Here is an 11,962-nt window from a genome sequence, read left to right on the forward strand (position 1 = left end):
TCGCATTTTGGTGCGGATGCTGCTGCTCAATCTTCGCAAACGAAAGCACCGATTTCGATCGGATGAGCGAATACGTGCGCGCCGGATTCGTCTTGCGGCACGCGCCGATGGCACGGTTGTTTCGTACGATACAAAAGCGACACCGGCGCGCGCAAAATTACGTTTAAGGGGGCCGTGGATACGTCGGAGCTAACATCGATCGGCCCGTCGAGCCGGCCGATGCAGTGGCCGGCGAGCCAGAGGATTGGAACGCATTAACGAGCGTTCTGAACTTTCACGCGGGTGTCGGCCATGCCGGTGAATGTCTCCTATCGGGGCAAAAGCGGAAAACATGGGTTCCTTAGGAGCATTTCCGGGTTTGACCCAACTCGGACATAGAACGCAATGTTGCGTTCCTGCCGAAAACGCATAGCGGACATGGACCGACTTGCTGTTGGGTCAGTCGCGATCACCCCCTGCGCAGGGGACATCAATCCACGCGACGATGACGGTCCAACACCACCAGTGCTCCATCTCCGTTTTTCTCTGCCTCGTGAGCAACACCGATGGCAGTCCGATGTGTGGGCGGCCCGTTCGAGTGGCTCGCCGTGTCATGGCGACCCACGGGCGTTCACTGCTGGCTAATCGTGTACGCCATCGAGTTGCATTTTATGGAGGTTGTTCACATCCTCTGCACTCAGATTTCCCTGCTTGGCTTCGATCGTCACCGACTTGATGTTTCCCGTGAACTTGAACGGCACCTTGTAGGTTGGCGACACCGGTGTGCTCCAGTCCTCGCCCACATCAAATGTGTCGCCAAACGAGAAGAGAATTGGCACTGTGTGAGCGACGCGCCCTTCTGCCACTTTCCTGTTGTTGACGGAGAGCGTGGCCACGCCGCCCTTGCCCAAGCCGCTGCCGTCGTAGGCGAAGTCCAGCTGAATCGTGCTCTTGCCTTTGGGCAGTGGATTGGGAGAGGCGATCGTGTAACGCTCATACGCGAGCCAGTTGTAGATGAAGGTTGGCTTGCCATTCTGAACCAAGAGCGCGTAGCCGCCGGTCATCCCGCCCTCGGTCACGATCATGCCTTCGGCTTTGCCGTCCGGGTTTTCGACCTCGGCAATAATGGAGAACGACCGGTTCTTGATGTCGATGACTCCTTCCTCCGGGAGCCGGATAGTGCCTGGGCCATAGGTTGCCTTATCGCCGGCGACAAGCCTCGGCCGCGTACCGGTCTCATACATTTCAATACCGTTGTTAGCCATCGGATAGACGTTGTATTTGCGTGCCTCTTCCTCGAAGAGCGCCTGCAGTTCTTTGAGCTTTTCCGGATACTTGGCCGCGAGGTTGGTGGCGAGGCTGAAATCGATCCTCCGATCGGAGAGCTCCCAGATGTCCTCGTCGAAAGGTGCGATCGGCTTGGCTTGGATCACGGTTGTGCCGTCCAAGCCATGGCGTGTGCCAGCCCACCAGCGGTCGTGGTAGATGGCACGCGAGCCGGTAAGCTCGAAGTGCTGAGTCGTGTGACGGTCCATCGCCTGTGCATCGTCGAACGTGTAGGTCATGCTTACGCCTTCCATCGGTTTCTGGACGACACCATTGACAACCTTCGGCGCGGGCACACCGGCGGCTTCCAGGATGGTCGGGACGATGTCAACGAGATGGGTGAACTGCGGGCGCATAGCGCCCTTGTCCTTGATGCGCGCCGGCCAGGAAACCGCAACTGCGGTGCTGCAACCGCCCCCCGAGGTCACCATTTTGCCATAGCTGTATGGACCGCTTGTGGCGAAGGCCCAGGCAGCAGGAATGCCGCCCATGGAGTTCGGGCCGCCGAATTCTTCCAGATGTTTCGCGACTTCGTCAAGCGACTCCGGGACGCCGTTGGTGTAGGTCAGCTTGTTCATCACGCCGTGCATACCGCCTTCGGGAGTCGGGCCGTTGTCGCCAATGACGTAGATGATTAGCGTGTTGTCCAAGTCACCCAATTGGTCAATCGCTTCGATGACGCGCCCGATCTGGAAATCAATGTGCTCGACCGCGCCGCTGAAGACTTCCATCATGCGGGTGCCAACCTTCTTGTCGATGTCGCCGAGCTTGTCCCAAGCTGGTATGGTGTCGGGTCCCGGCGCAGGTCTCGTGCCGGGGGGCACAATCCCCATTTCCAGCTGCCGCGCCACGATGCGCTCGCGTAGCTTGTCATACCCGTCATCGAACTTGCCGCGGTATCTGTCGCTGAACTCCTTTGGCGAGGCGATCGGCGGCTTGGCTGAAGTCGGGGCGTAATACATGATCCACGGCTTGTCGGGATGGGTTGATTTTTGCCGCACAATCCAGCCGATCGCCTCGTTGGCCATGTCGTTGTCGAAGATGTAGCCTTCTTCCGGCGTTCTGGGCGGCCTTACCGGCGTTTGGTTGCGCCAAAGCGGAGTGTAGTATTGGGTCGTTCCCGCTCCGAAAAAGCCATAAAAATACTCGGCTCCTTGGGTCGGCCACTGATCAAACGGGCCAGCCGGGGTGACTTCGCTGACGGGGGTGTTGTCGGCCTTGCCGATCCAGGCGGTGGCGTAACCGTTCATGCGCAGGATTTCGAGCACGCTTGCTGCGCTGGGCGGGATCATGGAGTTATAACCCGGGAATCCGACAGCGCCATCCGGGATGAAGCCAAAGCCCACGGAATGGCCGTTGCGCCCCGTGAGGAAAGCAGCCCGCGACGCGGCGCAAACGGCGCTCGTATGAAAATCGGTGTAGCGCAATCCTTCCTTCGCGATCCGATCGAAAACCGGCGTATTCACCGGTCCGCCGAATGCGCTAGGCGTGCCGAAGCCGATGTCGTCGCCAATGATCATGAGGACGTTGGGAGCACCTTCCGGGGCCTTGAGCGGCTGCGGCCAGTCCTGCGTTGAGTTCTTCATGGCGGTCTCAATCTTGCCCTTGAACGGGCACTCGGGCGGCGGCAGAACAGTTCGATCCGATTGCTGGTCGCAAAGCAACTTGTTGTCCTGCGCGCTGGCGATGCCGCTCGAGCCGAGCAACGCCGCTACTAAGGCCGCGAGAAAGGGCCCTGGTGCAGGCATTTCCAGCAAACCAAGGCAGACGTTTCTGGACATACGCATGTGGCCTCCTTCAATGTGTGCCCCCTGACCCGGGCCGGCAGCCAGCGCCTGCTCGCGGACTGCCGACCGCCATGGTGCGAGTAAATACTACGACGCTACGACTTTTTACCGAGCGTCGGCCGGACTGCAATAATTGACCGGGGACTTCTTCAGGTTGAGGTCCTTCGTCAAGATATCGATCCCCGGAGACACTGCAGCGAGAGTGGTGCCGTTCAAAAAACCCTTACTGCAACTCTGCGTGTTGCAGTTGCCCGCCCACGTGACCCATTCGCCGGTTTGGAACATAGTCTCGCAGGCACAGATTGCTTTTGACGGATTGGCAGGGTCGACGGAGCACTTCGCGTTGAGGCACTCCGCCCACGGCGTTCCGGCGGCGCATTTCATCACGCGTTTGCCCTGATAGGATTGCGTGAGCGCGAAATAGGAATAAACGGTGCGCCAGCCATTGGCGTCGGTGCTCGGCTTGACGGCGTCGCACGAGGCAACCCCAATCGTCCCACCCTTGGTGTCCCACACATCGCAGGTACAGAGCGCCACCTTCGGATTGCCGGGCGCCGGGATGCAGTTGGCGCTCGTGCAGAGTGCAAATTGCTGGTCGCAAATCAAAGGCTTGTCCTGCGCGCCGGCGATGCCGCTCGAGCCGAGGAACACCGCTACTAAGGCCGCGAGAACTCCCAGAAGATGCTTGATGAGTGACATATGTAACTCCCGTTGAAGTTGCTGGTCCAGTCTAAACCTACCGTTCATGATTGGGATAAGGCTTTTTGGCGAATCTACTGCCAACCTTGTTCGCGCACTATGCGTTTCCGGCAGGGCTACTTCCCCATCGCGCGAAGCCAATCCTTCTTGTCGCCTATTGGCACATTTCGGACGTGGCGCGATGTCCGCTATTCGGTCGCTATCGGAGGGAAAGCGGACATTGAACAAAGCCGGCTCAGAAGTTCGGCGCTCCTTCCGGCGGCCGATGGCAGCCCATGCGGATGTCACCGCGCGTTGTCAGGGTGTCAGGCGTGTCAACCCAGAAAAATTTCATTCTGGCTGGCGTGATTGCGGGGCGCGCTTGGGCCGTATGCCCCACCCGGCCGGGAAGGACCCGCGACCTACAGCGCACCTCTCTTGATCCGCTGCGAGATCGCTCGGCCGGCATCGGTCACTCCCCACGACAAGCGCCCCTCAATGCCGGGCTGCACGTGATACCGAGCAAGCTGATTGCGGACGAGTTCACGAAGTTCATCGTTGGCCAACTCGCTGGCGCTCATGTAACAATCGAACATCGAGAGTGAGTTCAACACGCCGCGCTGTTTGATCGTCATGGTTTTCGCAAACTCGATTTGGCTCGTAGTCGGTCTCGTCACCTTTGTCTCCATTTAGGCATGTCCAAGCAGTCCAAGCGCACCGTTGGCGCTTGGACTGCGAGAAACCGTTTAAAATTGCGGGTTGGTCTAGGCTGTCTAAGCAGTCTAGGTAGTTTAGAGGGGTCAGCACAAAACGACCGGCATCGAACGGATGCCGTTTTTCATTTTGCCTACACGCGCGCGACCTAGACGCCTTGGACGCCTTGGACGCATGCCTGATTTTATTGATTAACTTGTATCGCGGGCACTTGGACCGCGCTTGGACCGCTTGGACCGGACCTAGACCGGAACCGAATCGTCCGACGACGATTTCAGCGCTCGCCCGCCCTCTCCGGGCGAAAGCGCCGGCCAATCGACGGGCTGGCCGAGCAACTCGTCGAACGCGGCGCGGCAATCATCTAGTGACGGAAACTCGTAACACCAGACCCGCCGCGTAACGCCCGGCTCGGTTTCGATCGCCGGCCGAGTTTTGCGCATGCTGGGTACGAGCTTGGCGAGCCGGGTGCCAAACTCGGCGTTGCTGCGTTTACGGCCGACGCCCATCTGAGTCGTTGCCTTGATGTACTCAGAATGAAAGTCGGTACAAATCACCCGGCTCGGCCAGTCTGAGCCGTCGTAAAGGCGATTGTACCAAAAGTCATCGATCGTATCGAACGATCGAATTTTCTGTTCGAGAAGCGCGCGAGTCTGCGGGGCGTGCCACAAATCGACTTGGGTAAGATCGAAGTTGAGCAAATCGTGCAACAGCCGCTCCCGGCCGCCGGCGTTCAGTTCGTCGTCCATTTCGCCAAAGTACTCGTGATTTTGGGCGCACCCCGAGCCTACGTCGAGGACGCAAAACCGTCGCTCATCCATCCCCGCCGGCACCACCCAACCCTCGTTGGAGGTCATGATGACGCGAAGGAAGTTGCGCAACCGGATTGGATCGACGCCCTTCGATTCGATCATTTGCGTTTCGCTGGTGATCAGACCCTTGAGCCGCCCCTCGGCCGCCTTGTCGCCCGCCCATACGGCCTCGTCGGCCTGCAAGAGCAAGCAACTCGCCATATGCGCGTTGAATTGGCCGGTGATGTAGCGGGCCTCGTCAACCTGAAAGTAATGCGACGAAAACAGCGAACCCAACACCTCGCCAACCTTACTCTTGCCGGTGCCGCGCCGGCCACGGAGCACGATCGCCGTCCCAAGCCGCTCGCGCGGCTTTTGAACGATGTGCGCCATCCAGCCGAACACATATTTGAAAAGGTTTTCGTCGCCGCCGCAGACGTTGGTGAGGAGGTGATCGCGAAATACGTGATACGAGCCGGCCGGCGAGGGCTTCACGTCGAAGCCACGCCAGAAATTCAGGTAACTCGGGGTGCCGGCGGCCCCGTCCGGATTGGGGAAAAATTCGACACCATCGTATTGCCGGCGGTCGCGGTGTGAGTGCCAAGCCTTCGCCCAGGTCACCGGCCTAACCTTGCCGTCGGACCCGACGATTTCGGTATACCGGTTCGCAAACCACGGATTCATGGATTCGAACGACATCACCCGCACCCGGTCATTGACCGGCCCGGAGGGCTGCTCATTGACCACCACGGCCTTGCCGCCCCAAATCGCCAGCGCGTAGCTACGGTTGATTTCCTCAACATCAAAGCCCCAAGCGCGGGGAGACGTGTTTTCCGCTTCCACGGCCTCGCTATCGTCTCCACCATCGATAAGGGCCGCGATCGTTTCGTGCGGATTTTCGGAGCCGGAACGAAAAACCCCGCCGGTTAGGGCGGGGTTCACTGAGGCGATTGTGGATTGGTTGGTATCGGGTCTATCTGTCATCTTAGTTTTCAGCCTTGCCCCGTTGGGCACCCTTGGCAAAAACATACGAGATTGCGCGGAAAGAAAAATTGCCCAATCGCCGCTTAAGCCATTGATTTATTATGATTGGCATAGTCCGCCCCTGGGCACCATTTTACCGAATATTCCGGTTCTGGGCAGTTGCGCATCTGCCTTCGCCGCCCAGCGCGCAAACGGCGGCCGGCATCTGAAGCAGTCCACGCGGATTTCCTAATGCTCTAGCTGGCGAGCGCTTCCGGGCTTGCGGACGCCCGTGGAGCGATCGGCGGGCTGTCGACGGTGCGCCCGTCGCGGCGCGCTTCGTAGAACTCGACCACGCGTCTTGCCGTCTGGATCTCAAGCCGTTGGTAGTTTTCGCGCGCGCCGGCAAGATCCGCTTCGGACATTCTGCGGTCCGCCGCATTCATCAGCAATAGCTCCTTGACCGTGGCCCAGGAGCAGTCGGCGGCTTTGGCGATCACCTGCACCACGCCGGGGTTTTCATTGAGGATCGCCCGTTCGGCCATCTCGATCGGACAGCAGGCGAGGACCGACAGGGACACGGCTGCCTGTTCGAAGTTTTGCGAACGCGCGGCTAAATGAACGTTGCTTTCGTTGAGTTCGTGCCAGTTCTGCAGCCGCTTGACCCGTGACTTTGCCCTGGCGTGATCCGGCGACTGTTTGCGGATTTCCGAATTGATGTCGTCGATCACCTCGGTCACCGCGTCCTGCACCGTATCGACATATTGCGGGTTTGCTGCCACGATCCGGGCGCAAACCGAAGCAGAGGCGGTTTCAAGCAGCTTCAGGAAGTGATGCCTGGGAATGTCGTGCCGCATGCCGACATGCAGCGCGAGCTGGGCATCGTCGCCGGCCCGGGCGACCAGCTCGCGGAAGCTGCCGTCCGAAAACTGGGCGCCCTCGTTCTTCGCCACCGTGTGGACGACGTTGGGTTCACCGCGCTCGATCAGGACTTCGGTGATGACTTCGCTCAGCGTCCGGCGGCGGGCGATGGCGTGAAGGTGCCCCTGGCCCTGCGTACTGGCGCTGGCGACAAGGTCGGAGTCGCTGAGTGCCGCCGACTCGCTGAGCACCGGCGCTGCCACGGCGACCGTGTCATCGAAGGCAAATGCCCGAACCAGCGCCGACGGCGCATCCGGAATGGTCGCGAGATGGCGCGAGAGCTTGATTCGGGTTTCCAGCTCGATCACGGCAACCAGGGTTTTGAACACCTCGTTGAACAGCTCGATCTGCTGCTTCGAATGGCGACCGGCCCCGGCGACGAATAGATCGGTGATTCGCGTGAGGGCCCTCAACTGCCTTTGCGTATGCCCGGATATCGGTGCGTCCTGAATTTCATTAACCAGAGAAGAAAACGTGGTCATGGCTGGCGGTCTCTCAGACATTTCGCGTTGGAGCAGGTAGAGGAAAGCGTGACGGTCAGGTGTTACCGGCCACGCGTGAAAATAACCCGCTCCAGTTGGCTCACAGATAATTTAAATTGTTGCGACTTCGAAGATGCCCGCGGGCTGCTCCCGAGCTTTCCGACCGGGCCTCGACGGCTTACGGTTAACGTTTACCCTTGGCGGCGAGACGCTCGTTGAACGAGCCGAGCTTGATCACCGCTCTCTGGTGGGTTCCGTTGCCGATCTCCTCGGTGTCGTCGCGCGCCGACACCTTGAACTCGATCCGCTTGCCGTCGACCTTGGTGACCTCCGCTTCGGCGCGAACGGTGTGACGGACGGGCGTCGCGGCAAGATGCCGGACGTCGATCGCGCTGCCGACCGCGCTCTCCCCCGGCTCCAGATAGGGCCGGATCGCGTTGAGGGCGGCGTTTTCCATCATCATGATCATGACGGGCGTCGCCAAGACCTCCGGCAGCATCGCGTCCTTGAATTGGTTGGCGAGATGCCCGGGCTCTATGCGCAGCGTGAACGTGCCTTTCGTTCCCGGCGGAATCTGGCGCATTTCGGTTGTCCTCGCGGCTCGACGGGGATTTGGCGGCGGCTCGTTCGGCCGGATATTACAGCGACCGCGGGGCCATTCTTTCCGAATAAACCGGTCTCGCGCCGGCACACGCCAAATAGCCGTTCAGAGTTGGATCAAGCGGATGGCTTGCCCGTCGACCCCCGCACGATCAGCGTCGGCTCCAGCACCACGCGCTCGCGACGGGCGGAAGGGGCGGCAATCGCATCGAGCAGCAGGCGGGCGGCCTGGTTGCCCATTTCGCGCTGAGCGATGCGCACGGTGGTCAAGGGCGGCGCCAGCATATCCACATAGGGCATGTCGTTGTGGCCCACCACCGAGATGTCGGCGGGGCATTTCAGGCCGCGCTCGCCGAGCGCGTCGTAGATACCGAGCGCGAGCAGGTCGTTGGCGGCGACGATCGCGGTGGGAGCATTTTTGCGATCGAGCAGGCGCAGCGCGGCAAGCCGCCCATCCTCGCGCGTATAGGCGCGGGCGGCCTCGATCAGGATGGTTTGCGGCGATAGGCCCGCACGCGCCGCGGCGGCCTTGAAGCCGGCCCGGCGCAGCGCGCCGGTCGAGACATCCTGCGGACCCGCAATATGGCCGAGGCGGCGATGGCTCAGGCTTACGAGATGATCGACCGCGAGCCGCATGCCCGCTTCATCATCGGTGACCACCGCCGGCAGTTTGCGGCCTGAATCGCTGCGGTTGACCAGCACCACGGGGATCGATGCCGCGAGGCAATGGCCGACCACGGGATCGTTGAGGACAACGGTCGCGAGCACCAGCCCGTCGACGCCGCGCGCGATCAGCCTGTCGACCAGTTCCTGCTCGCGCGATGGATCGGTCCCGACGTCGACGACGATCGCGGCGTAACCCGCGGCATTGAGTGCCTCGGTAACGCCGCTCAGGATCGGCGGGAAGCCGGGGTCGGCGATGTCGGGGGCGAGCACGCCGATCAGGCCGCTTCGTCCGGTGCGCAGGCCCGCCGCTGTCACATTCACTTGATAGCCGAGCGCCGCCGCCGCCGCGCGGATGCGTTTTGCCACTTCCGGTGCGACCAGATGGCTCATCGCCGGACTAAGCGCGCGCGACACCGTCGAGGGATGCACGCCGCATTTTTCCGCGACATCTTTTATCGTGGGACGCGGTGAAACCGCGAACCTGGCGGCTGTTCCGGTCGTGGCCCTGCTTCTCTGCACCATTCGACAAGTGGTTCCGTCGCTGCAAAGTCCGTCAGCGTGCACCGCACCCTGCCTGCTCACCCTTGACAGATGCCTATAAACCCCTTTATGCAATCGATTGCAACAACCTCCAGCCGGTCATCCCCATGAATGTCGCGAACGCGCTCAAGCCGCATCTCATTCGTCCCGAGCATCTCGAGCCGCATTGGCGCTGGGATCGGGCGATCCCCTCGCACGGGCACATGTCGGTCGATTTCGAACGCCGGATCGATTTCGACCGGCTGCGCCATTACCGGCTGGCCCGCGCCCGCCAGGCGCTGAAGGACTCGCCGTGCGGTGCGTTGCTGCTGTTCGACGTCAACAACATCCGCTACGTCTCCGGCACCAAGATCGGCGAATGGGAGCGCGACAAGCTGTGTCGCTTCGCGCTGTTGGCCGGCGATGGCGAGCCGATCGTGTGGGATTTCGGTTCAGCGGCGGTGCATCACCGCATCAATTGCGACTGGCTGGTGCCGGATAATTGCCGCGCCGGCATGCTCGGCATGCGTGGCACCGTGCCGCCTTCGGTCGGGCTGATGAAGGCGCATGCCGAGGAAGTCATGAGCCTCTTGCGAGCCGCAGGCGTCGCCGACATGCCGGTCGGCGTCGACATCGCGGAGACCGCGATGTTCTTCGAATTGCAGAAGGCCGGCATGAAGGTCGTCGACGGACAGCAGGTCATGCTGGACGCGCGCGAGATCAAGAACATCGACGAGATCATGCTGCTCAACCAGGCCGCCGCCATGGTCGACGGCGTCTACCATTCGATTTACGAGGCGTTAAAGCCCGGCGTGCGCGAAAACGACATCGTCGCCCTCGCCAACAAGATGCTCTACGAGATGGGCTCCGACGACGTGGAAGCGATCAACGCGATCTCCGGCGAGCGCTGCAATCCGCATCCGCACAATTTCACCGACCGCATCTTGCGCCCGGGCGACCAGGCCTTCTTCGACATTTTGCAGTCCTATCAGGGTTATCGCACCTGCTATTACCGCACCTTCAATATCGGCCGTGCCACGCCGGTGCAGCACGACGCCTACAAGAAGTGCCGCGAATGGCTCGACAACGCGATCGCATTGATCAAGCCGGGCGTCTCCACCGACACCGTCGCCAAGGTCTGGCCAAAAGCGGAAGAATTCGGTTTCCCGAACGAGATGGCGGCGTTCGGCCTGCAGTTCGGCCACGGCCTAGGGCTCGCGCTGCACGAGCGCCCGATCATCTCGCGGCTGGTATCGCTGGAAAACCCGATGGAGATTAAAACGGGAATGGTGTTCGCGCTGGAGACCTATTGTCCGGCCAGCGACGGCTTTTCGGCGGCGCGCATCGAGGAGGAAGTCGTCGTCACCGACAAGGGCTGTCAGGTGATTACGCTGTTCCCCGCCGAGGAACTGCCGATCGCCAACCGGTATTGAGGCTCACGGTCATTGCGAGCGAAGCGAAGCAATGCATTGCCGCGAAGAAGTGTGGATTGCTTCGTCGCTAACGCTCCCTTGCGCAAACGCTTCGCGTTTGTCGCTGGCAATGACGGCAACCAGGAATTCCAAGGAGTAGCAAAATGACAAAACATTCCCTCGGCTGGATCGGCATGGGACGCATGGGCTATCCGATGGCCGAACGGCTGCTGAAGGCCGGCCATTCGGTGGCGATCTGGAACCGGACGCGCGCCAAGGCCGAGCCGCTGGCCAAGAAGGGCGGTCAAATCGTCGATCATCCGAGCGAGCTTTCCGGCAAGGACATCGTGTTCACGATGGTGTCGACCGGCAAGGATCTCGAGCAGGTCTATTTCGGCGAGAACGGCCTGGTCGCCACTTCCTCCGGCCCGCGGCCGAAAATCCTGGTCGACTGTTCCTCGATCGGCGTCGAACAGTCGGAAGCGATCCGCGCCCGGCTCAAGCAACTGGGCTGCGAATTCATCAGCTCCCCCGTCAGCGGCAACGGCAAATGCGTCAAGGCGGGAAAACTCTCCACGGTGGTTTCCGGCCCGAAGGCGGCGTTCGACGAGGTAGAACCGTATCTCAAGACCATCGCGGCTTCCGGCGTCTCCTATGTCGGCGAGGGCGAGTTGTCGCGCATCTGCAAGATCGCGCACAACGTCTTCCTCGGCGTCGTGATCCAGAATCTCGCCGAGATCACCATCCTGGCGCAAAAGGCGGGCGTGCCGCGCCACGCTTTCCTCGACTTCATGAACGCCAGCGTGCTCGGCTCGACATTTACGAAATACAAGAGCAACGCGCTGGTCAATCTCGACTGGACCACGACGTTCACGCCGGCGCTGCTGCGCAAGGACCTCGATCTCGGGCTGAAAGCCGCGCGCGATCTCGACGTCGCGATGCCGGTGACGGCGGCGACGCGAGAAGCGCTACAGAGCCATTTCGGCGCGGCGACGCTCAAGCCCGATCCGGCCGCGCATCTGGAAAAGGATTTTGCCGCGTTGCTGGAAACCGTGGCACTGGCGGCCGGCCTGAAACTCGCGCCCGAGAACGTTCCGATGCCGACCGGGCTCGAGACCGAGGGCTGA

The 11,962-nt window shown here is 61.1% G+C and carries 9 protein-coding genes; 2 read left to right on the plus strand and 7 right to left on the minus strand.

Annotated elements, in window-relative coordinates:
* Window positions 1–620: 620 nt before the first annotated feature.
* The 7 genes from B5525_RS14635 to B5525_RS14665 all read right to left on the minus strand — a co-directional run bounded on the left by B5525_RS14635 (window position 621) and on the right by B5525_RS14665 (window position 9,333).
* Window positions 621–3,092, minus strand: a complete 2,472-nt coding sequence (locus tag B5525_RS14635; RefSeq protein ID WP_079566630.1) for an arylsulfatase — start codon at window positions 3,090–3,092, stop codon at window positions 621–623.
* 105 nt (window positions 3,093–3,197) lie between these two features.
* Window positions 3,198–3,791, minus strand: a complete 594-nt coding sequence (locus B5525_RS14640) for a hypothetical protein (protein WP_079566631.1) — start codon at window positions 3,789–3,791, stop codon at window positions 3,198–3,200.
* 401 nt (window positions 3,792–4,192) lie between these two features.
* Window positions 4,193–4,405 carry a hypothetical protein gene (locus B5525_RS14645; protein WP_154073225.1) on the minus strand — a complete coding sequence of 71 codons (213 nt, stop codon included), beginning with the start codon at window positions 4,403–4,405 and terminating at the stop codon, window positions 4,193–4,195.
* 321 nt (window positions 4,406–4,726) lie between these two features.
* Window positions 4,727–6,301 (minus strand): primase-helicase family protein, encoded by a 1,575-nt coding sequence (locus tag B5525_RS14650; RefSeq protein ID WP_154073226.1) that lies wholly within the window; start codon window positions 6,299–6,301, stop codon window positions 4,727–4,729.
* A gap of 191 nt (window positions 6,302–6,492) precedes the next feature.
* A complete protein-coding gene (locus B5525_RS14655) occupies window positions 6,493–7,569 on the minus strand; it encodes a DUF2336 domain-containing protein (protein WP_172899878.1) in 1,077 nt (358 codons plus the stop codon).
* Between the two features lie 253 nt (window positions 7,570–7,822).
* Window positions 7,823–8,221 (minus strand): thioesterase family protein, encoded by a 399-nt coding sequence (locus B5525_RS14660; protein ID WP_079566635.1) that lies wholly within the window; start codon window positions 8,219–8,221, stop codon window positions 7,823–7,825.
* Between the two features lie 134 nt (window positions 8,222–8,355).
* On the minus strand, window positions 8,356–9,333 hold the full coding sequence (locus B5525_RS14665; RefSeq protein WP_244567901.1) for a LacI family DNA-binding transcriptional regulator: 978 nt from the start codon (window positions 9,331–9,333) through the stop codon (window positions 8,356–8,358).
* 218 nt (window positions 9,334–9,551) lie between these two features.
* Between B5525_RS14665 and B5525_RS14670 the strand changes: the two genes are divergently transcribed.
* Both B5525_RS14670 and B5525_RS14675 read left to right on the plus strand, forming a co-directional pair.
* Window positions 9,552–10,856 carry a M24 family metallopeptidase gene (locus B5525_RS14670; protein WP_079566637.1) on the plus strand — a complete coding sequence of 435 codons (1,305 nt, stop codon included), beginning with the start codon at window positions 9,552–9,554 and terminating at the stop codon, window positions 10,854–10,856.
* 143 nt (window positions 10,857–10,999) lie between these two features.
* Complete coding sequence (locus B5525_RS14675) at window positions 11,000–11,962, plus strand: NAD(P)-dependent oxidoreductase (RefSeq protein WP_079566638.1); 963 nt, start codon at window positions 11,000–11,002, stop codon at window positions 11,960–11,962.

Origin of the sequence: Bradyrhizobium erythrophlei, assembly GCF_900129505.1 — a bacterium.
Taxonomy (GTDB): domain Bacteria; phylum Pseudomonadota; class Alphaproteobacteria; order Rhizobiales; family Xanthobacteraceae; genus Bradyrhizobium; species Bradyrhizobium erythrophlei_D.